Origin of the sequence: Burkholderia sp. Nafp2/4-1b, from assembly GCF_003635165.1 — a bacterium.
In the GTDB taxonomy this organism is placed as follows: Bacteria; Pseudomonadota; Gammaproteobacteria; order Burkholderiales; family Burkholderiaceae; genus Burkholderia.
In genome coordinates, this window is the sequence record NZ_ML058608.1 from 105,230 (window position 1) to 128,681 (window position 23,452).

Consider the following 23,452-nt stretch of genomic DNA (forward strand, 5'->3'; position numbering starts at 1 on the left):
CGAGCCCCTGAGAAGGTGTAACGGCGGATCGCCGGCGAGTAGCCGGCACCACGCGCAGCGTCGCATGTAGCCCCGCCGCAACGCGGTCCGTGTCCGTTGTTTCGCCGCCGTTGGCTCGTGCGGGAAGGCTTGTTCAGCCGCTTACTTCAGCCACTTGTCGGAGATCGCCTGGTAATCGCCGGTCGACAGCGCGAGGTGCAGCCACTGGTCGACGTACTGCTGGAACGCGACGTCGCCGCGCGGCACCATATACGCCTTTTCGCCGAACTGGAACGGCTTGTCCGGATGCACCGAGCACAGGCCCGGATTCAGCTTTTGCTGCAGCTGCGTCTCGGACGCATCGGTCACCATCACGTCGGCCTTGCCCGCGAGGATCTGCTTGAAGATCGTCACGTTGTCTGGATAGACGGTGAGGTTCGCGTGCGTGAAGAACTGCTTCGCGAAGCGCTCGTTGGTGCCGCCAGGGTTCACGATCACGCGGGTTTCGGGCCGGTCGATCTGCGCGACGGTCTGGTATTTGTCGGCGTCCGCGCAGCGCACGATCGGCGTCTTGCCGTCGACCACGTACGGCTGCGTGAAGAACACGCGCTTCTGGCGCTCGAGCGTGGTCGACACGCCGCCCACCGCGATATCACACTTGGCGACGAAGTCGTTGGTCAGGTTCGACCAGCTCGTTTTCACGAACTCGGCTTTCACGCCGAGCGATTTCGCGAGCGATTCGGCCATGTCGATGTCGATGCCCTCGAAGCGCCCGTCGGTCCGGTGATACGAATACGGCTTGTAGTCTCCGGTCGTGCAGACGCGCAGCGTGCCGCGCGCGAGCACGTCGTCGAGCCGCGAGCCGGTGGCGGCTGACACAGGTGCCGGCGCTGCCGCGGGCGTACCCTGCGCGTGCGCGGCGGTGCAGCAAAACAGCGTGGCGGCGGCGAGCGTGGTCAGCGTGACGAATGTCTTCATCGGTCTCCTCCTTCGTTCGGTTTGATATCAGCGTCCGATCATAGCGGAGCCATCGCGCGCGTCATATGGCCGCCATCGCGTCGGCATACGCAGCCGGGCGGCTCCGCTCCGGTAAAATGCCGGTTTGCCCTCGCGACGTCGCTCCTACCGTGGCCCATACCCTGCTCAACGACACCTTCCTGCGTGCGCTTCTGCGCGAGCCGACCGACTACACGCCGATCTGGCTGATGCGCCAGGCCGGTCGCTACCTGCCCGAATACAACGCGACGCGCGCGCGCGCCGGCAGCTTCCTCGGTCTCGCGAAGAATCCCGACTACGCGACCGAGGTGACGCTGCAGCCGCTCGAGCGCTTCCCGCTCGACGCCGCGATCCTGTTCTCGGACATCCTGACGATTCCCGACGCGATGGGCCTCGGCCTCGACTTCCAGGTCGGCGAAGGGCCGAAGTTCGCGCATCCGGTGCGTACCGAGGCCGACGTCGCGAAGCTCGCGGTGCCGGACATCGAGGAGACGCTCGGCTACGTGACGGGCGCCGTGCGCGAGATCCGCCGCGCGCTGACCGACGGCCAGGGCCGCCAGCGCGTGCCGCTGATCGGCTTCTCGGGCAGCCCGTGGACGCTCGCGTGCTACATGGTCGAAGGCGGCGGGTCGGACGATTTCCGCACGGTGAAGTCGATGGCGTATTCGCGCCCCGACCTGATGCACCGGATCCTCGACGTGAACGCGCAGGCCGTGGCCGCGTACCTGAACGCGCAGATCGAAGCCGGCGCGCAGGCCGTGATGATCTTCGATACGTGGGGCGGCGCGCTGGCGGACGGCGCGTACCAGCGCTTCTCGCTCGACTACATCCGCCGCGTGGTCGCGCAGCTCAAGCGCGAGCACGACGGCGAGCGCGTGCCGGTGATCACCTTTACGAAGGGCGGCGGGCTGTGGCTCGAGGAAATCGCGGCGACCGGCGTCGACGCGGTCGGGCTCGACTGGACGGTCAATCTCGGCGCCGCGCGCGAACGCGTCGCGGGGCGCGTTGCGCTGCAGGGCAACCTCGACCCGACGATCCTGTTTGCGCCGCCGGCGGCGGTGCGCGAGCAGGCGCGGGCGGTGCTCGACAGCTACGGCAACCATCCGGGCCATGTGTTCAACCTCGGCCACGGGATCTCGCAGTTCACGTCGCCGGACCACGTCGCCGAACTCGTCGACGAAGTGCATAGCCACAGCCGCAAGATCCATAGCGGAGCCGCGGACTAAGCGCAAGCGCTGTCATGCTGCACTGCGGGATGGCGATGTTTCGTTTTTGAAACTAAACAGGGCGCAACCCCGCACCGGTTGCCGATTTCTTGCTTGTCAAGACTTGACTTATACACATTTCCCACGTTGCAGCGCGGTAGAGCCCTGTATCGGTCGGATTGTCTCGCTATGGTTTGGGAATTTGAATAGCAGCCTTATGGAATAAGGCTTCGCGGGGGGCGGCCGGCGGCGGCCCAAAGCAGCGGAAAGCGCGGCCCCGCGCGCTTCGCGGCTGTTGAACGCCGAGTTCTCAACAAAGTTATCCACAGGCTGGTCAGGGTATACGGCGATTCCTAATGCGAATCCAAAACTTAGCGCCGAATCTGAAGTTTTACTTTAAGTTCGCCACCGTGACGCGGGCGCGGGGGCCGGCCGTCCGCGTGGTCCCGACCGATATCGGCTCCGGAGCGCGGTAATGGGCGATACCTACCTGCGGGTCGCGCTCGACCATCCGCTCGCCACGCTGTTCGACTACCGCTGCGACGTCCAGCCGGCGCCCGAACCCGGCACGCTGGTCCAGGTGCCGTTCGGCAAGCGCCAGGTCGTCGGGCTCGTCTGCGAAGTAACGACTCACACCGACGTGCCGCCGTCCCGGTTGCGGGCAATCGACGCCATCTGCACCGAGCTGCCGCCGCTGGCCACCGACTGGCTCGCGCTCGTGTCGTTCGCGGCCGACTATTACCAGCGTGGCCGCGGCGAAGTCGCGCTGCCGGCGCTGCCGCAGGCGCTGCGCGACGCCGACCGTTGGGGACGGCTGCTCGCGCCCGAGGTGCGCTACCGGCTGACCGACGCCGGCCGGGCGGCGCTTCCCGACGCACTGCCCGCTCGCGGCGCCGCGCTGCGGCGGCTCGCACAGGCGCTCGCCGATACCGATTCGCTGACGTTGCCCGATGCGCGTGCGCTGCATCCGAAAGCGGCTGCCACGCTTGATGACTGGGCGGCGCGCGGCTGGGTCGCGATCGAGGAAATCGGCTGGGCCGATGCGCCTGTGTCCAAAGCTGTGGATAACCTGTCGACAACCGGTGGACGAACTGCGCCGCCGGCGCTCACCGACCAGCAGGCCGAGGCGCTCGACGCGATCCGCGCCGCGCAGGGTTTCGCGCCGTTCCTGCTGCATGGCGTGACGGGCAGCGGCAAGACCGAGGTCTATCTGCACGCGCTCGCGGCGCTGCTCGACGCGCGTCCCGACGCGCAGGCGCTCGTGCTCGTGCCCGAAATCAACCTGACGCCGCAGTTCGAGGCCGCGTTTCGCGCGCGCTTCGCGGGCACGCTCGCCGACGATGCGATCGTCACGCTGCACAGCGGACTCGCCGAGGGTGAGCGTGCGCGCAACTGGCTCGCCGCACACACGGGCCGCGCGCGGATCGTGCTGGGCACGCGGCTCGCGGTGCTCGCGTCGCTGCCGACGCTCGCGCTGATCGTCGTCGACGAGGAGCACGAGCCCGCATACAAGCAGCAGGAAGGGTTGCGCTATTCGGCGCGGGATCTCGCGGTATGGCGCGCGAAGCATCTCGGTATTCCGGTTGTGCTCGGTTCGGCTACGCCGTCGCTCGAGAGCTGGTGGCAGGCCGAGCAGGGCCGTTACACGCGGCTCACGCTGTCGCGCCGCGCGGTGGCCGACGCGACGCTGCCGACCGTGCGGCTGATCGATCTCGAAGAGGAGCGGCGGCGCGGGCGGGCGTCGCTGGGCGGGCTGTCGGGGCCGCTCGTCGCGGCGCTGAAAGCGCGGCTCGAGCGCGGCGAACAGAGCCTCGTGTTCCTGAACCGGCGCGGCTACGCACCGCAACTCGCGTGCGATGCGTGCGGTTGGGTCGCCGGTTGCCCGCGCTGCAGCGCCTATGTCGTGCTGCACAAGCCCGAGCATGCGTTGCGCTGCCATCACTGCGGCTGGGAAGCACGCATTCCGCGCTCGTGCCCCGAATGCGGGAACGTCGATATCGCACCGCTCGGGCGCGGCACGCAGCGCATCGAGGAGGCGCTCGCCGAGGCCGTGCCGGGCGCACGCATCCTGCGGATCGACGCGGACAGCACGCGGCGCAAGGGCAGTGCGCAGGCGCTGTTCTCCGACGTCCATGCCGGTGAAGTCGACATCCTGGTCGGCACGCAGATGATCGCGAAGGGGCACGACTTCCAGCGCGTGTCGCTCGTCGGCGTGCTCAATGCCGACACCGCGCTGTTCTCGCACGACTTCCGCGCGAGCGAGCGGCTGTTCGCGCAGCTGATGCAGGTGAGCGGCCGCGCAGGGCGGGCCGGGCTGCCGGGCGAGGTGCTCGTGCAGACGCGTTATCCGCGTCATGCGCTGTACCACGCGCTCGGCCGGCAGGATTACGTCGGCTTCGCGAATTCGCAGCTCGGCGAGCGCCGCGACGCGCACCTGCCGCCATTCGTCTACCAGGCGCTGCTGCGCGCCGAAGGGCGCACGCTCGATGCGGCGCTCGCGTTCCTGCTGCAGGCCGCGGCCGCGTTGCCGGGGCTGCCGGGCGCCGATCGCGTGACCGTCTACGACGCGGTGCCGATGACGATCGTGAAGGTGGCGAACGTGCACCGCGCGCAGTTGCTGCTCGAAAGTTCGTCGCGGGCCGCGCTGCAGCACGCGCTGCGCGCATGGCAGCCGGAGCTGCGCGCGCTGAAGGGCGTGCTGCGGTGGAGCCTCGAGGTCGATCCGCTGGATATCTGAGCGGAACATTGTGGCCGGGGGCCGGACAGCACGCGGTCACAGCACCCGCCCCCCGACCACCGCCAACCAACCCCCAGTGCAACCCGTTTTCCCCTCCCGCGCTACACGCGGAAGGTTGCCCACGCGCGTCAAATCGGCCCGATCAGGGAAAACACCGATCCGCCGACCACGGGCAACCCCTAGGTTGCAACCATCTAAGTGGCTGATTATATTGGCTAACTTGCGGGTGCAACCAATCTCTCAATTCGGTTGCACCTTTTTATTGCGTGCCGTAGGATTTCGCGCATCCTCTCACACCCTATCGCCGGGCCCGCACCGGCGCACGAACCCACCATGGCAAGCACGACTCTCGGCGTCAAAGTCGACGACCTTCTCCGCTCGCGCCTGAAAGACGCGGCGGCGCGTCTCGAGCGCACTCCCCACTGGCTGATCAAGCAGGCGATCTTCGCGTATCTCGAGCGGATCGAGCACGGCCAGCTGCCACCCGAGCTGTCGGGCAACAGCGGTGTGACGGAGCTCGCCGACGGTCAGGCGCCGGACGACGACGACAACTCGCCGCATCCGTTCCTCGAGTTCGCGCAGAACGTGCAGCCGCAATCGGTGCTGCGCGCGGCGATCACGGCCGCGTATCGCCGCCCCGAGCCGGAATGCGTGCCGTTCCTGCTGGGCCAGGCGCGCCTGCCGGCGAACCTGCAGGCCGACGCGCAGGCGCTCGCGACGACGCTCGTCGAGGCGTTGCGCGAGAAGAGCTCGGGCGGCGGCGTCGAAGGGCTGATCCACGAGTTCTCACTGTCGAGCCAGGAAGGCGTCGCGCTGATGTGTCTGGCCGAAGCGCTGCTGCGCATTCCCGATCGCGCGACCCGCGACGCGCTGATCCGCGACAAGATCAGCAAGGGCGACTGGCGCTCGCACGTCGGCCACGCGCCGTCGCTGTTCGTGAACGCGGCGACCTGGGGGCTGATGATCACCGGCAAGCTGGTGACGACCAACAGCGAAGCCGGCCTGTCGTCGGCGCTCACGCGCCTGATCGGCCGCGGCGGCGAGCCGCTGATCCGCAAGGGCGTCGACATGGCGATGCGCCTGATGGGCGAGCAGTTCGTCACCGGCGAGACGATTTCCGAAGCGCTGGCGAACAGCCGCAAGTTCGAAGCGCGCGGCTTCCGCTACTCGTACGACATGCTCGGCGAAGCGGCGACGACCGAAGAGGACGCGCAGCGCTACTACGCATCGTACGAACAGGCGATCCACGCGATCGGCAAGGCGGCCGGCGGCCGCGGCATCTACGAAGGCCCGGGCATCTCGATCAAGCTGTCGGCGCTGCACGCGCGCTACTCGCGCTCGCAGCAGGACCGCACGATGAGCGAGCTGCTGCCGCGCGTGCGTGCGCTCGCGCTGCTCGCGCGCCGCTACGACATCGGCCTGAACATCGACGCGGAAGAAGCCGACCGCCTCGAACTGTCGCTCGACCTGCTCGAGGCACTGTGCTTCGATCCGGAACTCGCGGGCTGGAACGGCATCGGTTTCGTCGTGCAGGGCTACCAGAAGCGCTGCCCGTTCGTGATCGACTACCTGATCGATCTCGCGCGCCGCAGCCGTCACCGCCTGATGATCCGCCTGGTGAAAGGCGCGTACTGGGACACCGAAATCAAGCGTGCGCAGGTCGACGGCCTCGAAGGCTATCCGGTCTACACGCGCAAGATCTACACGGACGTGTCGTACCTCGCCTGCGCGAAGAAGCTGCTCGCGGCGCCCGACGCCGTGTACCCGCAGTTCGCGACGCACAACGCGTACACGCTGGCCGCGATCTATCACCTGGCCGGCCAGAACTACTACCCGGGCCAGTACGAATTCCAGTGCCTGCACGGGATGGGCGAGCCGCTGTACGAGGAAGTCACGGGCCGCGACAAGCTGAACCGTCCGTGCCGCGTGTACGCCCCGGTCGGCACGCATGAAACGCTGCTCGCGTACCTGGTGCGCCGCCTGCTGGAGAACGGCGCGAACACGTCGTTCGTGAACCGCATCGCGGACAAAACCGTGTCGGTGAAGGAACTGGTCGCCGATCCGGTCGATGAGGCATCGAAGGTCGTGCCGCTCGGCGCACCGCACGCGAAGATCCCGCTGCCTCGCCACCTGTACGGCGATGAGCGTCCCAACTCGATGGGCCTCGACCTGTCGAACGAACACCGTCTCGCGTCGCTGTCGTCCGCGCTGCTCGCGAGCGCGCATCACCCGTGGCGCGCGGCGCCGATGCTCGCCGACGACGCGCTCGCCGACGCACCGGCGCGCGACGTGCGCAACCCGGCCGATCAGCGCGACGTGGTCGGCACGGTCAGCGAAGCGACGTCCGAACATGTGAGCGCGGCGCTCGCACATGCGGTGGCTGCCGCGCCGATCTGGCAGGCGACGCCGGTCGATGCGCGCGCCGACTGCCTGGTGCGCGCGGCTGACTTGCTCGAGGCGCAGATGCACACGCTGATGGGGCTGATCGTGCGCGAAGCCGGCAAGTCGCTGGCGAACGCGATCGCCGAAATCCGCGAAGCGGTCGACTTCCTGCGTTACTACGCGGCGCAGATCCGCGACGAATTCTCGAACGACACGCATCGCCCGCTGGGCCCGGTGGTCTGTATCAGCCCGTGGAACTTCCCGCTCGCGATCTTCATGGGGCAGGTCGCCGCCGCGCTCGCGGCCGGCAACACCGTGCTCGCGAAGCCGGCCGAACAGACGCCGCTGATCGCAGCCCAGGCCGTGCGCCTGCTGCGCGAGGCCGGCGTGCCGGCCGGCGCGGTGCAACTGCTGCCGGGCACGGGCGAGACCGTCGGCGCGGCGCTGGTCGCCGATGCGCGCACGCGTGCGGTGATGTTCACCGGCTCGACCGAAGTCGCGCGCCTGATCAACAAGACGCTGTCCGCGCGCCTCGACCCGGACGGCAAGCCGATTCCGCTGATCGCGGAAACGGGCGGCCAGAACGCGATGATCGTCGACTCGTCGGCGCTCGCGGAGCAGGTCGTCGCGGACGTGATGCAGTCGTCGTTCGACTCGGCCGGTCAACGGTGTTCGGCGCTGCGCGTTCTGTGTCTGCAGGATGATGTCGCCGACCGCACGCTGACGATGCTCAAGGGCGCGATGCACGAGCTGGCGCTCGGCAACCCGGACCGTCTGTCGACCGACGTCGGCCCGGTGATCGACGCCGAAGCGAAGCAGACGATCGACGCGCACGTCGCGGCGATGAAGGAAAAGGGCCACGCGGTCACGCAGCTGCCGACGCCCGACGCGTGCGCGCACGGCACCTTCGTGCCGCCGACGCTGATCGAGATCGGCAGCATCGACGAGTTGAAGCGTGAAGTGTTCGGCCCCGTGCTGCACGTGGTGCGCTATCGCCGCAACCAGCTCGACAAGCTGCTCGAACAGATCCGCACGACGGGTTACGGCCTCACGCTCGGCATCCACACGCGGATCGACGAGACGATCGCGCACGTGATCTCGAACGCGCACGTCGGCAACATCTACGTGAACCGCAACGTGATCGGCGCGGTGGTCGGCGTGCAGCCGTTCGGCGGCGAAGGGCTGTCGGGCACGGGCCCGAAGGCCGGCGGCGCGCTGTACCTGCAGCGCCTGCTCGCGACGCGTCCGTCGGGCCTGCCGCGCTCGCTCGCGGAGTCGCTTATCGCGGACGGCGCGGTCGATGGCGATGCACGCGGCAAGCCGGCGGCGGCGCTCACCGCGCTGCGCGACTGGCTGATCGAGCAGCGCGAGCCGGTGCTGGCCGCGCGCTGCGACGGTTATCTGGCACAGGTGCCGGCCGGCGCGACCGCGGTGCTGACCGGCCCGACGGGCGAGCGAAACACGTATACACTCGGCCCGCGCGGCACGGTGCTGTGTGTCGCTGCGACGCCGGGCGGCGCGCGCGCGCAGTTCGCGGCGGTGCTGGCGACGGGCAACCGCGCGTTGTTCGCCGGTGCGGCGGGCGAGGCGCTGGTGGCCGCGCTGCCGGCTGCGCTGAAGGCGCATGCGGCCGTGCGCAAGCAGGCCGACGCACCGTTCGACGCGGTGCTGTTCGAAGGCGACAGCGACGAACTACAGACGCTCGTGAAGGACGTCGCGCAGCGCCCGGGCCCGATCGTGTCGGTGCAGGGCGTGTCGGCGGGTGCGTTCGAGAACGGCGATGCGGAAGACTACGCGCTCGAGCGGCTGCTGACCGAGCGCTCGGTGAGCGTGAACACGGCCGCGGCAGGCGGCAATGCGAATTTGATGACGATCGGCTGACCATCCTTGCCGTTCGGATCAAACAAAGGAAGCGGCAAGGCGATCCCGAAGCCGCTCCATTTACCCTGGTACCAAGGAGATGCTATGCAACACACGATGAAAAAGCTGGCAGGCGCGACGTTCGTCGCTGTCATGTCGCTGGCGGGGACGGCTCACGCGGACGACGTGAAGATCGGTTACGCAGGGCCGATGACGGGCGCCCAGGCTCACTACGGCAAGGATATGCAGAACGGGATCGCGCTCGCGCTGGAAGATTTCAACGCGACTGCCCCGAAGATCGGCGGCAAGCCGGTGAAGTTCGTGCTCGAGACGCAGGACGACCAGGCTGACCCGCGCACCGGCACGACCGTTGCACAGAAGCTCGTCGACGACGGCATCAAGGGCATGCTCGGCCACTTCAACTCGGGCACGACGATCCCTGCATCGCGGATCTACGCGAACGCGGGCATTCCGGAAATCGCGATGGCGACGGCGCCGGAATACACGCAGCAGGGCTACAAGACGACCTTCCGCATGATGACGTCCGACACGCAGCAGGGCTCGGTGGCGGGCACCTTCGCGTCGAAGGATCTCGGCATGAAGAAGATCGCGATCGTCGACGACCGCTCGGCCTACGGCCAGGGTCTTGCCGACCAGTTCGAGAAGGCCGCGAAGGCCGGCGGCGCGACGATCGTCGACCGTGAATTCACGAACGACAAGGCCGTCGACTTCAAGGCGATCCTGACCAAGATCAAGGCGGCGAAGCCGGACCTCGTCTACTACGGCGGCGCGGATTCGCAGGCAGCACCGATGGTCAAGCAGATGAAGACGCTCGGCATCACCGCACCGCTGATGAGCGGCGAAATGGTGAAGACGCCGACGTTCTTGAAGATCGCGGGCAACGCGGCCGACGGTACGATCGCATCGCTCGCAGGCCTCCCGCTCGACGAAATGCCGGGCGGCAAGTCGTACGCCGAGAAGTACAAGAAGCGTTTCGGCGAAGACGTGCAGACCTACTCGCCGTACGCGTACGACGGCGCGATGGCGATGCTCAACGCGATGAAGAAGGCCGATTCGACCGATCCGGCGAAGTACCTGCCGGTGCTCGCGAAGACCGACATGGCCGGCGTCACGTCGACGCACGTCGCGTACGACGCGAAGGGCGACCTGAAGAACGGCGGCATCACGATGTACAAGGTCGAGAAGGGCGAGTGGAAGCCGCTGACGAGCATCGGCGGCAAGTAAGCATGACGTGAGTCGCGGGCGGCGTCGAAGGGCGCCGCTACAGCGGAGCACGATGATGCGAAAAAGCCATCGGGCCGTCGGGTCCGGTGGCTTTTTTTATTTGCCCCGGAGTCGCCGCTACTCGCGCCGCGTGCGCAGCAGGAACTTCTGCAGCTTGCCCGTCGGCGTGCGCGGCAGCGCCTGGACGAACACGAATTCGCGCGGGATCTTGTACGCGGCGAGCCGCTCGTCGCAGAACGCTTGCAGCGCATCGGCATCGGGCGCGGCGCCCGCGCGCAGCACGACGTGCGCGACGACCGTCTCGCCCCATTCCGGATGCGGGACGCCGACGACCGCGGCTTCCGCGATGCCCGGATGCGCGTCGAGCACGTCCTCCACTTCCTTCGAATAGACGTTCTCGCCGCCGGTCACGATCATGTCCTTCAGCCGGTCGACGATGAACAGGTAGCCATCCTGATCGATGCGCGCAATGTCGCCGGTGCGATACCAGCCGCCCGGTGCGAACGCGGCGCGCGTCGCGGCGTCGTCGTCAAGATAGCCGAGCATCATGCTGTCGGCCTTCAGCCAGATCTCGCCGGTGTCTCCCGGCAGCGCGTCGGCGCCATTGCTGCGCACGACCCGCAGGTCGACACCGGGGCCGCCGTGGCGGCCGATCGAGCCGGCCTTCGCGAGCTGCTCGTCCGGATACAGCGTGGTGCCGGCCGGGCCCGTTTCCGTCATCCCGTACACCTGGAAGAACGCACTGCTGCGATACGCGTGCATCAGCCGTTCGGCCTGCGCGGTGCCGATCGGGCCGCCGCCGTACAGCCACGCGCGCACGCTCGACAGGTCGAACGTCGCGAAGCGCTCGAGCGTGTCGAGCGGCAGCGTGTACGACACCGGCGCACCGAAATACAGCGTGATGCGCTCGCGCTCGATCGCCAGCAGGAACTCCAGCGGATGGTATTCGCGCAGCAGCACGACGGTGCCGCCCGCGTACAGCGTGCCGCCGAACCAGTTGTTCAGCGGCGACGAATGCCAGATCGGCATCGCCATCAGCGTGCGGTCGTTGCGGCCGATACCGATCGCGAGTGCCGCGGACATCGCCGCGAACGTGACCGTGCGGTGGCTGTGCACGCAGCCTTTCGGGCGGCCGGTCGTACCGGACGTGTAGAGGATCTGCGCGACGTCCCCATCGGCCGGCTCGATGCCCGCGACGCCGTCCATCGTCGCGCACATCGTGTCGAAGTTCGGCACGCCCGGCGCATCGCCTTCGGTGACGAGCCGCCGTGCCGGGTGCAGCACGCGCGTGAGCACCGGCGCGAGCGCCGCGTCGAACAGGATCACCTTGCTGCGGCTGTGTTCGAGCACGAAGTCGACTTCGGGCGCCTGCAGCTTGTGGTTGATCGGCACGAACGCGGCGCCGAGCCGCCACGCGCCGAACATCAGATCGACGAACGCGGGCGTGTTCAGGCACATCGCGGCGACCCGGTCGCCGGCCCCGACGCCGAGCGCGCTCAGCACGGCCGCCGCACGGTGCGAGCGCTCTCGCGCGGCGGCATAGCCGATGGTCGTGTCGTCGTGGATCAGGAACGGCTTGTCGGGCGTCGCGCGGGCGGCGCGATCGAGGGCGGCGACGAGGTTCATTGTGGCTCCGTGCGGCGGACGTGGCGGATGAGCGGGAACGCGGGCAGTCGGCAGGCGCAGGCGTCAGGCCGGATACGCGCGCTGCAGCAGCGCGCCGACGTCGAGCGCACGCGGATCGAAGCCGCCCGCGATGCGGCCCCAGTCGGGCGCGGCGAGCCGCGTCGCGACGAACGCGTCGGCGACGGCCGCAGGCGCGTCGCGACGCAGCAGGCACGCCTGCGCGACGAGCGCGAGCCGCTGCGCGAACACGCGGGCCGACGCTTCGAGCGTGTCGGCCGGCGCGCCGAGCATCGCGCGCAGCGTGTCGAGCGCCGCGCGGATGCGCGGTTCGCCGGCGCCGAGATCGGCCAGTTCGGCGAACAGCGCCGCGGCGGCATCGGGCTCGCGCGACACCGCGCGCAGCACGTCGAGGCACATCACGTTGCCGGAGCCTTCCCAGATCGAGTTCACCGGCGCTTCGCGGAACAGCCGCGCGATCGGGCCGTCGTCGACGTAGCCGTTGCCGCCGAACACCTCCATCACCTCGCCGGTCAGTTCGACCGCGCGCTTGCAGACCCAGAACTTCGCGGCGGGCGTGACGATCCGCTTCCACGCGCGCTCGCGCGGCGAGTCGTCGCGTTCGAACGCATCGGCCAAGCGCATCGCGAGCGCGAGCGCGGCCTCGCTTTCGAGCGCGAGATCGGCAAGCACGGTGCGCATCAGCGGCTGCTCGGCGAGCGCGCGGCCGAACGCATGGCGCTGGCGCGTGTACGCGATCGCCTGCACGGCACCCTGGCGCAGCATCGCCGCGCTGCCGAGCACGCAGTTCAGTCGCGTATGGGTGGCCATCTCGATGATGGTCGGAATCCCGCGGCCTTCGTCGCCGAGCATGATGCCCCACGCGTCGTTCAGCTCGATCTCGCTGCTCGAATTGCTGCGGTTGCCGACCTTGTTCTTCAGTCGCTGGATTTCGACCGCGTTCTTCGTGCCGTCCGGCCGCCAGCGCGGCACATAGAAGCACGATGGGCTGCCCGCTTCGGTGTGCGCGACGACGAGGTGCGCATCGCACATCGGCGCGGAGAAGAACCATTTGTGGCCGCGCAGCCGGTATTCGCCGCCGCGGCCGCCCGCGCCGAGCGCGGTCGCGAGCGTCGTGTTCGCGCGCACGTCGGAGCCGCCCTGCTTCTCGGTCATCCCCATGCCGAACCAGATCGAGCGCTTGTCGGCGACGGGCACGTCGCGCGGATCGTAGTCGTCGCCGTACAGCTTGTCGCGCAGCAGGTCCCACAGCGCGGGTTCCTTCTGCAGCACCGGAATCGCGGCCTGCGTCATCGTCGCCGGGCACAGCGTGCCGGCCTCGATCTGGCCGTGCAGATAGAAGCCGGCCGCGGTCGCGGCCCAGCGGCCCGGGCGCGCGTCGCGGAACGCGAGCGACACGAAGCCTTCGTGGCGGTACATGCCGAGCAGCGTGTGCCAGGCCGGATGGAACTCGACGCGGTCGATACGCCGGCCGCGCCGGTCGAACGCGTTCAGCTCCGGCGTGTGGCGATTCGCTTCGTCGGCGAGCCGCGCGGTGTCGGCGCTGCCGAGCCGCGCGCCGTACGCGTCGAGTTGCGGCACGGCCCAGTCGGCGCCCGCGCGGACGAGTGCCTCGCGCAGTGCGATGTCGGTGGCGAAGAGGTTATAGTCGACCAGTTCGTCGAACTGGTTCGTGACGGCATGGGTCGCTTCGGTCATCGGAGGGTCTCCGCGGGTTGTGCCTGCTCGCGTGCTGTGCGGTCGGCCGATTGGTCGGTCGATCGATTCGGCTCGTCGGGTGCCGCGCTGCCGGCGCTTGCGCATACGTGCCGGCTCCCGGTCAAACGTGTTTCCGCTGAATTCCAGAGTAGCAAATATGCCGCCGCGACATGTTCAGGTTCCGGCGCCGCCCGGCCAGCCGGCGGCGCAACCCGCGCCCGCATTGCGCCGCCGGCCGCGCCAGTCGCGCGCGCAGGCGACGTCCGACGCGCTCCAGCAGGCGTTCGTTCAGCTTTTGCTCGAGCGCGGCTACGCGAAGGCGACGATCCGCGAGATCGCGGCCGTCGCGGGCGTGAGCATCGGCACCTTCTACGAATACTTCGGCGACAAGCAGAGTCTCGCCGCGCTGTGCATTCATCGGCGCGTGCTGGCGCTGGCCGACCGGCTGCGCGACGCGGCGCACGGGCTGCGCGGCGCGCCGCGTGCCGAGCTCGCGGCCGCGCTCGTCGATCTGCAGGTCGATGCGATCGGCGCCGACGCCGCGCTGTGGGGCGCATTCTTCGCGCTGGAGCGGCAGGTGTCGCCGCTCGCCGCGTACCGCCGGCATTACGACGCGTATGTCGCGCTGTGGTGCGACGCGCTCGCGCACGCCACGGATCCGCCGCCGGCCGCGCGGCTCGACGCGATCGCCCGGATGGCGCATGCGGTCTGCTACGGCGGCCTCTCGCAGGCGCTGCTGACGGTCGGCCCCGAGCTCGACTTCGCCGCGTTGCGCACCGAGTTGCAGGCCGCGCTGCGCGCGTATCTGGCCGCTGCCGGCGAGTGACGCGCGGCGCGGCGGCCGTGCGCGTGTCAGGGAAATGCCCGATACGCATGCTTTGCGAGGGGTATGACCATGACTCCGGGGCTTCTGAATCCATGGTCATGAGAAATATGCATGGCCGCCATGACGAACTTTCGATTGTCCGCCGATATTGGCTGGGGCTAAATCACTTCCCATGAGCCGGGCTGCGCGCGCCGCGCGGGCACGCCCGACGGACCTCAGGAGGAGAAGTCATGCGAAGCGCCACCACGCCCCGTTCGAAGCTGCCGGACGTCGGGACGACGATCTTCACGGTGATCGGCCAGCTTGCCGCTCAGCACGATGCGCTGAACCTGTCGCAGGGCGCGCCGAATTTCGCACCCGATCCGGCACTCGTCGAGGGCGTCGCGCGCGCGATGCGCGACGGCCACAACCAGTACGCGCCGATGGCCGGCATCAAGTTGCTGCGCGAGCGGCTCGCGGAGAAAACCGAGGCGCTGTACGGCGCGCGCTATGACCCGGACACCGAAGTCACCGTGATCGCGAGCGCGAGCGAGGGCCTCTACGCGGCGATCAGCGCGCTCGTGCATCCGGGCGACGAGGTGATCTATTTCGAGCCGTCGTTCGACAGCTACGCGCCGATCGTGCGGATGCAGGGCGCGACGCCGGTCGCGATCAAGCTGTCGGCCGAGCATTTCCGCGTGAACTGGGACGAAGTGGCCGCGGCGATCACGCCGCGCACGCGCATGATCATCGTCAACACGCCGCACAACCCGACCGCGACGGTGTTTTCCGCCGACGATCTCGAGCGGCTCGCGCAGCTCACGCGCGATACCGGCATCGTGGTGCTGTCGGACGAGGTCTACGAGCATGTGGTGTTCGACGGTGCGCAGCACCAGAGCGTCGCGCGGCACCGCGAGCTGGCCGAGCGCAGCGTGATCGTGTCGTCGTTCGGCAAGTCGTTCCACGTGACGGGCTGGCGGGTCGGTCATTGCGTCGCGCCGGCCGCGCTGATGGACGAGATCCGCAAGGTGCACCAGTTCATGGTGTTCTCGGCCGATACGCCGATGCAGGTCGCGTTCGCGGAGATTCTCGCGCGGCCGGAAAGCTATCTCGGCCTGTCGGCGTTCTACCAGGCCAAGCGCGACCTGCTCGCGCGCGAACTGGCCGATTCGCGCTTCGAGCTGCTGCCGAGCGAAGGCTCGTTCTTCATGCTCGCGCGCTTCCGGCACTTCTCGGACGAGCGCGACAGCGACTTCGTGCTGCGCCTGATCCGCGATGCACGCGTCGCGACGATTCCGCTGTCGGCGTTCTACACCGACGGCACCGACGCGGGCGTGATCCGCCTCAGTTTCTCGAAGGACGACGCGACGCTGATCGAGGGCGCGCGCCGGTTGCGTTCGCTGTAATCGCGGGCGCGACCCGCACACAAGCAGGCGACGGGTACGTCGCACGTAAAGCCACCGACGGGACCGGAGTTCGTGCGGACGCACGGCGCCGACCGACCAGCCAGGAGATCACGATGAAACATGCACCTACCCTGAAACTCGCGTTCGCACTCGCGTGCGCGCTCGGCTCGGGCGCGGCAATGGCCGACGGCCAGACGCTGCGTTTCGGCCTCGAGGCGCAATATCCGCCGTTCGAGTCGAAGGCGCCGAACGGCGACCTGCAGGGCTTCGACATCGACGTCGGCAACGCCGTCTGCCAGACCGCGAAGCTGTCGTGCAAGTGGGTCGAGACGTCGTTCGACGGGCTCATTCCCGCGCTGCAGGGCCGCAAGTTCGACGCGATCAACTCGGCGATGAACGCGACCGAGCAGCGGCGCCAGGCGATCGACTTCACGACGATCATCTATCGCGTGCCGACGCAGCTGATCGCGCGCACCGGCAGCGGCCTGCTGCCGACGCCGGAATCGCTGAAGGGCAAGCGGGTCGGCGTGCTGCAGGCGTCGATCCAGGAAACCTATGCGAAGGCGCATTGGGAACCGGCCGGCGTGTCGGTCGTCGCGTACCAGGACCAGAACCAGGCGTATGCGGATCTGGTGGCGGGCCGCCTCGACGCGACGCTGGTGCTCGCGCCGGCCGGCCAGCGCGGCTTCCTGTCGCGTCCGGACGGCAAGGGTTTCTCGTTCGTCGGCCAGCCGGTGCGCGACGACAAAATTCTCGGCAGCGGGATCGCGTTCGGCCTGCGCAAGGGCGACGATGCGCTGAAGACGAAGCTCGATGCGGCGATCGACAAGCTGAAGGCGGACGGCACGGTGAAGTCGCTCGGCCAGAAGTACTTCGGCGACATCGACATTTCACCGAAGTAAGCGGGCCGGCGCGATGCAGAATCTGCACACGGCCGGCGTGCAAGACGGCCACGGCACCGCTGCGCCGGCGGAGGACGCGCTCGTGGCGGCGCTCGTCGCCGCGCTGGGTGACGCGCTCGTCACGCGGTCGGCCGACATCGATCCGCGCTACTTCACCGCGTACAACGAGCCGGCCGGCGCGCGTCCGCGCGCGCTGGTGCGGCCGCGCAGCGTCGACGACGTGTCGCGCACGCTCGCGCTGTGCACGCGGCTCGCGCAGCCGGTCGTGCCGCAGGGCGGCCTCACCGGGCTCGCGCGCGGCGCGGTCGCGCTGGGCGGCGAGATCGTCCTGTCGATGGAGCGTTTCGCCGGCGTCGAGGCGATCGATGCGGCGGCCGGCACGATGACGGTACGCGCCGGAACGCCGCTGCAGACCGTGCAGGAGGCGGCAGACGCGGCGGGCTTCACGTTCGGTGTCGATCTCGGTGCGCGCGGCTCGTGCCAGATCGGCGGCATGCTCGCGACCAACGCGGGCGGCACGCGCGCGATCCGCTACGGAATGATGCGCGAGCAGGTGCTCGGGCTCGAGGCCGTGCTCGCGGACGGCACCGTCGTGTCGTCGATGAACCGGATGCTGAAGAACAACGCGGGCTACGACCTGAAGCAGCTGTTCATCGGCAGCGAAGGCACGCTCGGCGTCGTCACGCGCGCGGTGCTGCGGTTGCATCCGAAGCTGGCCGAGCCAGTCACCGCGTTGTGCCGCGTGCACGGCTACGATGCCGTCGTCGGGCTGTGGAACCGCCTGCGCGCGCTCCCGGAGATCGTCAGTTTCGAAGCGATGTGGCCGGCCTTCTACGACTACGTCGCGCGTCATACGCCCGGTGTCGCCGCGCCGTTCGCAGGTGACGGCGGTTTCGCGGTGCTGATCGAATGCGCGACGAGCGCGCCGGGTGGCGATGCGCGCGTCGCGCTGGAAACCGCCCTCGCGGACGCATTCGATGCGAGCCTCGTCGACGATGCGGCGCTCGCGACGTCGGAGCGACAGGCGCGCGACCTGTGGACATTGCGCGAAGGCCTCGCGATCGATGCGCTGCCGCATCTGGTGAACTTCGACGTGAGCCTGCCGACCGGTGAACTCGGCACATTCGCCGCACGCTGCGAAGCGGCGTTGCGCGGGCGGTGGCCCGACATCGTGTGCCTGTTCTTCGGCCATGTCGGCGACGGCAACGTGCATATCGGCGTATCGCTCACCGGCATGCGCGACGCGGATGCGGACGAGATCGACGATTGCGTCTACGCGGTCGTACGGGACATGGGGGGCTCGGTGTCCGCGGAGCACGGCATCGGCGTGCTCAAGCGCCCGTATCTCGCGCACACGCGCAGCGACGCCGAGATCGCGCTGATGCGGCGCCTGAAGGCCGCGCTCGATCCGGTCGGCGTGCTCAATCCCGGCAAGGTGCTCTGATCGGCGCGGGCCTGGGAGTGATGAGTCAGCCGTCGACCCAGCGCAGCGCGCCGATCTTCAGGTGCTCGACGACGCTGCGCGCCCAGTCGAGCTCCGCGTTCAGCAGCACGAGCGCATGCTCGTTCTGCAGCAGGAACAGGCGCGGCACCTGATCGTTCTGCGCGGCGTTGCGCAGCGACTCGAGACGCTCGCGTTCGATGTCGAGCGCGGCGATGCGGCGCTCGAGCTGGTGGCGCGCATCTTCGGCGTCGAGCAGCGGCAGAAATGCGAGGCCGGCACCGAACGCCGGAAACTCGCGCGCGGGCTCGGACAGCAGCGCATGCAGCCACGCCTGGCCGGCCGTGTGCCCGGCCTCGGTGAGCGTGTACAACGTGCGTTCGGGAAACGCGCCGTCGCGCTCGGTGTCGTGCACGGCGATCAGCCCGTCGCGCAGCAGCCGGTCGATCGTCTGGTAGAGGCTCGTGCGCTGGCGCACGTTGACGACTTCGTCATAGCCGCGCGCCTTCAGCTGCTGCAGCATGCCGTACGGATGCATCGGCGATTCGGTGAGCGTCGCGAGAACCGCGAGTGCGAGCGGAGACGGCCGGCTCGTAGTCATGAATAGTTCGTTGATGTCTAGTAAAAGTATAACTAGTATTAACTAGACCATCACATTCCACAAGGGTTTCAGCCGAGGTGCGAGCGCTTCGCGGCCGGCGCGACGGTTTCCATCGTGGCGAGGCCATGCACGATGCCGCAGTCCTCGACCGAATGTTCGCCGACGCACTGGCGGCGCAATTCGGTGAGCTGGTCGCGCAGATGCATCAGTTCGGCGAGGCGAGCATCGACGTGGCCGATGTGTTCGTCGAGCAGCGTGTTGATCGAATCGCACGGGTCGGCCGGCGTGTCGGTGAGCCGCAGCAGCGCGCGGATCTCGTCGTGCGCCATGTCGAGCGCGCGGCAGTTGCGGATGAAGCGCAGCCGTTCGACGTGCACGTCGGTGTAGTTGCGGTAGTTCGAATCCGTGCGCTCCGCATCCGGCATCAACCCTTCCTTCTCGTAGAAGCGGATCGTTTCGGGCGTGCAGCGGGCCGCCTTGGCCAGTTCGCCGGTCTTCATGGCTTGCTCCTTTGTAAGGTAAGGCTTGACCTTGTAGTGGCTTCAGGGTGTTAACTCTACACCGTCAAGCCATACAAGGAGGTTGTGATGACCGACGCGCAGCGTACCCCCGACCCACGACACCGTCATGCCGACGGCGCCGCGACCTGCTGCGCCGGCGCGCGCGAGACGCAGGCGGCGACCGTTGCCGACGCGGCGCCGACGGCCGGTGAGCACGCGCACGGCGCCGGGGCCGCACGCGGTGCGCAGCCGCATCGGCGCGGGCATGACCATGACGACGATCGCGCCGCCGCGGACGATGCACACGATCCCGACCACGGCGACCCTGCCGGACACGCGCACGGCGACGGGCAAGTGCACGACGCCGCGTGCTCACACGATCACGCGGCGCATGGGCATACGGCGCACGTCCACGCGTCCCATGACCATGCTGGTCGCGACCACGACCACGACCACGACCACGACCACGACCACGACCACGACCACGACCACGCGGCCGGCGCCTGCTGCGCACCTGCCGCGCTGACGCTCGCGCCGCTGCCCGTCGCGCGTGCGACCGCATCGGGCCACGTGCGCTCCGCGTTCCGGATCATGCAGATGGACTGCCCGACCGAGGAAACGCTGATCCGCAAGAAGCTCGGCGCGATGCCGCAGGTGTCGGCGCTCGAATTCAACCTGATGCAGCGGATGCTGACCGTCGATCACGTGCCGGGCGCGCAACCGGCGCTTGAAAGCGCGATCCGCTCGCTCGGGATGACGCCTGAAGCCGCGTCGGCCGACGCGCCGGCGGCGTCCGTCGCGCCGCCGCCCGCGAAGCCGTGGTGGCCGCTCGCGCTGGCCGGCATCGGCGCGATCGCGTCCGAGGCCGTGAGCTGGGCCGGCCTGCCGGTGTGGTTGTCGGCGGTGCTGGCGCTTGCGGCGGTGCTCGCGTGCGGGCTGACCACCTACAAGAAAGGCTGGATCGCGATCCGCAACGGCAACCTGAACATCAACGCACTGATGAGCATCGCGGTGACGGGCGCGATGGCGATCGGCCAGTGGCCGGAAGCGGCGATGGTGATGGTGCTGTTCACGATCGCCGAGCTGATCGAGGCGAAGTCGCTCGATCGCGCGCGCAACGCGATCCAGGGCCTGATGCGGCTCGCGCCGGACACGGCGACCGTGCAGGACGCCGACGGCACGTGGCGCACGATCGAGGCCGCGCAGGTCGCGCTCGGCGCGATCGTGCGCGTGAAGCCGGGCGAGCGGATCGGACTGGACGGCGAAGTCGTCGCGGGCCGCTCGACGGTGAACCAGGCGCCGATCACGGGCGAGAGCCTGCCGGTCGACAAGACGGCCGGCGATGCCGTGTACGCCGGCACGATCAACGAAGCGGGTTCGTTCGACTATCGCGTGACGGCGGTCGCCGCCAACTCGACGCTCGCGCGGATCATCCATGCGGTCGAGGAAGCGCAGGGCGCGAAGGCGCCGACGCAGCGCTTCGTCGACCAGTTCGCGCGCGTCTATACGCCGATCGTATTCGCGATCGCGCTGCTGGTCGCGGTGGCGCCGCCGCTCGTGACGGGCGGCGCGTGGCACGACTGGACCTACCGCGCGCTGGTGCTGCTCGTGATCGCGTGCCCGTGCGCGCTGGTGATCTCGACGCCGGTGACGATCGTATCGGGGCTCGCGGCCGCCGCGCGACGCGGGATTCTCGTGAAGGGCGGCGTGTATCTGGAAGAAGGACGCAAGCTCGCGTGGCTTGCGCTCGACAAGACCGGCACGATCACGCACGGCAAGCCGGTGCAGACGGATTTCGACCTGCATGCAACGGACGTCGACGTCGCCCGCGTGCGTCACCTCGGCGCGAGCCTCGCGGCGCGCTCCGATCATCCGGTGTCGCAGGCGATCGCCGCGGCGGCCCGCGATGCGCGGGCGGCAGCGTTCGCCGATGTAGAGGACTTCGAAGCATTCGTCGGGCGCGGCGTGCGCGGCACGATCGACGGCGCACGCTACTGGCTCGGCAATCACCGGCTCGTCGAGGAGCTCGAACGTTGCTCGCCGGCGCTGGAGGCGAAGCTCGACGCGCTCGAGCGGCAAGGCAAGAGCGTCGTGATGCTGGTCGACGACACGCGCGTGCTCGGCATCTTCGCGGTGGCCGACACGATCAAGGATACCAGCCGCGCGGCGATCGCCGACCTGCACGCACTCGGCATCCGCACCGCGATGCTGACCGGCGACAATCCGCACACCGCGCAGGCGATCGCCCGGCAGGCCGGTATCGACGATGCGCGCGGCAACCAGTTGCCCGAGGACAAGCTCGCGGCGGTCGAGGAACTGTCGGCGGGCGGCGCGGGCGCGGTCGGGATGGTCGGCGACGGGATCAACGACGCACCGGCGCTCGCGCGCGCCGACATCGGGTTCGCGATGGGCGCGATGGGCACCGACACGGCGATCGAGACAGCCGACGTCGCGCTGATGGACGACGACCTGCGCAAGATCCCCGCGTTCGTGCGGCTGTCGCGCGCGACCCACCGCGTGCTGGTGCAGAACATCGGCTTCGCGCTCGGCGTGAAGGTCGTGTTCCTCGGCCTCACGGTCGCGGGCCTCGGCACGATGTGGATGGCCGTGTTCGCCGATGCGGGCGCGAGCCTGATCGTCGTCGGCAACGGGTTGCGGCTGCTGTCGAAGACCGGCGTGTTCGACGGCGCGGCGGCGGCGAAGCGATGAGGGGCGGGCGATGAGCTTTCTGAAACGGATCCTGGGTGGGCACGGTGGTGAGCATGGAGGCGGCCACGGCGGCGGACATGGAAGCGCGCATGGAAGCGGCGGCCATCATGGCGGGCAGCGTCGCGACGATCACGGCGGCCACGATGCGCGCGGCCGCGACCGGCACGGCTGGGGTTGGCAGCCGTCAGCCGACGCGCCGGGCGGTGGCGAAAGCAATGTGCCGCTGCGCCAGCTCGCGTGTGCCGGGTGCGGCGCCCTCAACGCGGCGGATGCGCGGTTCTGCGCGCAGTGCGGCGTCCCGCAGCGCGGCAAGGCGTGCAGCCGGTGCCACGCCGCGCTGGCCGCCGACGCGCGCTTCTGTCCGGGCTGCGGCACGCAGGCCGGTTAGGGGGCGATCGCCCACGGCCCGAGGCTCCCCGCTCAACGCAGCGGCAAATGAATCTCGGTGCGCAGGTCGGCCGGTGCCGCGTCCATCGGCGTATTCAGATACAACTCGAATGGCGGCGCGTCGGCGGCTTCTCGCCCCGAGTGACGCAGCCAGTCGCCGTACAGCCATTGGTAAGCGGTTTTCAGGTCCGCATACGGCCCCGTATGCAGCAACACCGCATGCTCGCCGCCCGCGATCGTGATGCGCTCGACCGGCGGCGCCGGCTCGACGTCCGGCGCGCCGGCGGCAGGCACGAAGCACGCCTTCGCGCGCAGTTGCGCTTCGGGCGTCGTGTCCGGATCGTCGTAGTAGATCCCGATCATCTTCGCGCCGGGGCCGATCAGCCCGTGCCGCCCGACCCACGCGCCGATCTGCCCGAACGCGTCGCCGATCTTCAGGTACGCACCCGTATGCGCCACCGCATACCCGCGCAGTTCCGGCTGCTGCCGGATCTCGACTTCATGCTTGAACATGTCTTCCTTTCCTCGCTGTAACGGATAGATCGGCCGGTGAACGCCGGCGCGCCGGTGTTGAATGGGCGGCACGCCATAAGCATCGCGAAATGCACGCGCGAACGCAGGCGTCGAACCGTAGCCCGCGCGCTGCGCGATCGCGTCGAGCGGCAGCGCCGTGCACACGAGATCCTCGGACGCGCGCACGATCCGCATCCGCCGCACCGTCAGCACGATCGACTCGCCGTACAGCGCGCGATAGACGCGCTGCCAGTGATACGGCGACAGGCACGCGATCTCGGCGAGCCGGTTCAGGTCGAGCGTGTCGTCGAGGTGCGTGCGGATGTAGTCGTGAACGCGCGCGACACGTGTCGCGTAACGGACCCACGCCGGCGTTTCGGCTTTCGTGTCGACGGTCATGGGCGATCCCCAGCAGCAATGGAGGCCACGGTAGCACGCCGCC

16 protein-coding genes are annotated in these 23,452 nt (G+C 68.9%); 10 read left to right on the forward strand and 6 right to left on the reverse strand.

The window, feature by feature from the left end; translation table 11 throughout:
* Positions 1–141 precede the first annotated feature (141 nt).
* Entirely contained in the window at positions 142–957 is an 816-nt protein-coding gene (locus tag C7H84_RS18760) for a transporter substrate-binding domain-containing protein (RefSeq protein WP_121860183.1), read from the reverse strand.
* A 149-nt stretch (positions 958–1,106) separates the two neighbouring features.
* On the opposite strand from C7H84_RS18760, the gene hemE reads away from it, so the two are divergent.
* From hemE to C7H84_RS18780, 4 genes are all read left to right on the forward strand, one after another.
* On the forward strand, positions 1,107–2,201 hold the full coding sequence (gene hemE, locus C7H84_RS18765; protein WP_346428386.1) for a uroporphyrinogen decarboxylase: 1,095 nt from the start codon (positions 1,107–1,109) through the stop codon (positions 2,199–2,201).
* Between the two features lie 454 nt (positions 2,202–2,655).
* Positions 2,656–4,917 (forward strand): primosomal protein N', encoded by a 2,262-nt coding sequence (locus C7H84_RS18770; RefSeq protein ID WP_121860185.1) that lies wholly within the window; start codon positions 2,656–2,658, stop codon positions 4,915–4,917.
* Between the two features lie 333 nt (positions 4,918–5,250).
* On the forward strand, positions 5,251–9,180 hold the full coding sequence (gene putA / locus C7H84_RS18775) for a trifunctional transcriptional regulator/proline dehydrogenase/L-glutamate gamma-semialdehyde dehydrogenase (protein WP_121860186.1): 3,930 nt from the start codon (positions 5,251–5,253) through the stop codon (positions 9,178–9,180).
* An 84-nt stretch (positions 9,181–9,264) separates the two neighbouring features.
* Positions 9,265–10,404 carry a branched-chain amino acid ABC transporter substrate-binding protein gene (locus C7H84_RS18780; protein WP_121860187.1) on the forward strand — a complete coding sequence of 380 codons (1,140 nt, stop codon included), beginning with the start codon at positions 9,265–9,267 and terminating at the stop codon, positions 10,402–10,404.
* Between the two features lie 117 nt (positions 10,405–10,521).
* Here the strand turns inward: C7H84_RS18780 and C7H84_RS18785 are convergent, their stop codons facing one another.
* Together C7H84_RS18785 and C7H84_RS18790 are read right to left on the reverse strand one after the other, a co-directional pair.
* Entirely contained in the window at positions 10,522–12,030 is a 1,509-nt protein-coding gene (locus tag C7H84_RS18785) for an AMP-binding protein (protein WP_121860188.1), read from the reverse strand.
* Between the two features lie 63 nt (positions 12,031–12,093).
* Positions 12,094–13,746, reverse strand: a complete 1,653-nt coding sequence (locus C7H84_RS18790; protein ID WP_121860189.1) for an acyl-CoA dehydrogenase family protein — start codon at positions 13,744–13,746, stop codon at positions 12,094–12,096.
* Positions 13,747–13,903: 157 nt separating this feature from the next.
* Between C7H84_RS18790 and C7H84_RS18795 the strand changes: the two genes are divergently transcribed.
* From C7H84_RS18795 to C7H84_RS18810, 4 genes are all read left to right on the forward strand, one after another.
* Positions 13,904–14,572, forward strand: a complete 669-nt coding sequence (locus C7H84_RS18795) for a TetR/AcrR family transcriptional regulator (protein WP_121860190.1) — start codon at positions 13,904–13,906, stop codon at positions 14,570–14,572.
* 230 nt (positions 14,573–14,802) lie between these two features.
* Entirely contained in the window at positions 14,803–15,957 is a 1,155-nt protein-coding gene (locus C7H84_RS18800) for a pyridoxal phosphate-dependent aminotransferase (RefSeq protein WP_121860191.1), read from the forward strand.
* A 113-nt stretch (positions 15,958–16,070) separates the two neighbouring features.
* Complete coding sequence (locus C7H84_RS18805; protein ID WP_121860192.1) at positions 16,071–16,859, forward strand: ABC transporter substrate-binding protein; 789 nt, start codon at positions 16,071–16,073, stop codon at positions 16,857–16,859.
* A 13-nt stretch (positions 16,860–16,872) separates the two neighbouring features.
* A complete protein-coding gene (locus tag C7H84_RS18810; protein WP_121860193.1) occupies positions 16,873–18,303 on the forward strand; it encodes an FAD-binding oxidoreductase in 1,431 nt (476 codons plus the stop codon).
* A 25-nt stretch (positions 18,304–18,328) separates the two neighbouring features.
* Here C7H84_RS18810 and C7H84_RS18815 read toward each other — a convergent pair whose 3' ends face one another.
* Together C7H84_RS18815 and cadR are read right to left on the reverse strand one after the other, a co-directional pair.
* A complete protein-coding gene (locus C7H84_RS18815; protein ID WP_121860194.1) occupies positions 18,329–18,901 on the reverse strand; it encodes a PadR family transcriptional regulator in 573 nt (190 codons plus the stop codon).
* Between the two features lie 68 nt (positions 18,902–18,969).
* A complete protein-coding gene (gene cadR / locus C7H84_RS18820; RefSeq protein WP_121860195.1) occupies positions 18,970–19,401 on the reverse strand; it encodes a Cd(II)/Pb(II)-responsive transcriptional regulator in 432 nt (143 codons plus the stop codon).
* Positions 19,402–19,488: 87 nt separating this feature from the next.
* Here cadR and C7H84_RS18825 point away from each other — a divergent pair, with 87 nt between their 5' ends.
* Positions 19,489–22,110 (forward strand): heavy metal translocating P-type ATPase, encoded by a 2,622-nt coding sequence (locus C7H84_RS18825; protein ID WP_121860196.1) that lies wholly within the window; start codon positions 19,489–19,491, stop codon positions 22,108–22,110.
* Positions 22,111–22,120: 10 nt separating this feature from the next.
* Positions 22,121–22,498, forward strand: a complete 378-nt coding sequence (locus tag C7H84_RS18830; RefSeq protein ID WP_121860197.1) for a zinc ribbon domain-containing protein — start codon at positions 22,121–22,123, stop codon at positions 22,496–22,498.
* Positions 22,499–22,530: 32 nt separating this feature from the next.
* Here C7H84_RS18830 and C7H84_RS18835 read toward each other — a convergent pair whose 3' ends face one another.
* Positions 22,531–23,409: an AraC family transcriptional regulator gene (locus tag C7H84_RS18835; protein ID WP_121860198.1), complete on the reverse strand. Its 879-nt coding sequence runs from the start codon at positions 23,407–23,409 to the stop codon at positions 22,531–22,533.
* Positions 23,410–23,452 lie beyond the last annotated feature (43 nt).

Bases quoted from the DNA above. Each gene is read 5' to 3' on its own strand.
- C7H84_RS18760 (WP_121860183.1), bottom strand. From the start codon at position 957: ATGAAGACATTCGTCACGCTGACCACGCTCGCCGCCGCCACGCTGTTT.
- C7H84_RS18770 (WP_121860185.1), top strand. From the start codon at position 2,656: ATGGGCGATACCTACCTGCGGGTCGCGCTCGACCATCCGCTCGCCACG.
- putA (WP_121860186.1), top strand. From the start codon at position 5,251: ATGGCAAGCACGACTCTCGGCGTCAAAGTCGACGACCTTCTCCGCTCG.
- C7H84_RS18780 (WP_121860187.1), top strand. From the start codon at position 9,265: ATGCAACACACGATGAAAAAGCTGGCAGGCGCGACGTTCGTCGCTGTC.
- C7H84_RS18785 (WP_121860188.1), bottom strand. From the start codon at position 12,030: ATGAACCTCGTCGCCGCCCTCGATCGCGCCGCCCGCGCGACGCCCGAC.
- C7H84_RS18790 (WP_121860189.1), bottom strand. From the start codon at position 13,746: ATGACCGAAGCGACCCATGCCGTCACGAACCAGTTCGACGAACTGGTC.
- C7H84_RS18795 (WP_121860190.1), top strand. From the start codon at position 13,904: ATGCCGCCGCGACATGTTCAGGTTCCGGCGCCGCCCGGCCAGCCGGCG.
- C7H84_RS18800 (WP_121860191.1), top strand. From the start codon at position 14,803: ATGCGAAGCGCCACCACGCCCCGTTCGAAGCTGCCGGACGTCGGGACG.
- C7H84_RS18805 (WP_121860192.1), top strand. From the start codon at position 16,071: ATGAAACATGCACCTACCCTGAAACTCGCGTTCGCACTCGCGTGCGCG.
- C7H84_RS18810 (WP_121860193.1), top strand. From the start codon at position 16,873: ATGCAGAATCTGCACACGGCCGGCGTGCAAGACGGCCACGGCACCGCT.
- C7H84_RS18815 (WP_121860194.1), bottom strand. From the start codon at position 18,901: ATGACTACGAGCCGGCCGTCTCCGCTCGCACTCGCGGTTCTCGCGACG.
- cadR (WP_121860195.1), bottom strand. From the start codon at position 19,401: ATGAAGACCGGCGAACTGGCCAAGGCGGCCCGCTGCACGCCCGAAACG.
- C7H84_RS18825 (WP_121860196.1), top strand. From the start codon at position 19,489: ATGACCGACGCGCAGCGTACCCCCGACCCACGACACCGTCATGCCGAC.
- C7H84_RS18830 (WP_121860197.1), top strand. From the start codon at position 22,121: ATGAGCTTTCTGAAACGGATCCTGGGTGGGCACGGTGGTGAGCATGGA.
- C7H84_RS18835 (WP_121860198.1), bottom strand. From the start codon at position 23,409: ATGACCGTCGACACGAAAGCCGAAACGCCGGCGTGGGTCCGTTACGCG.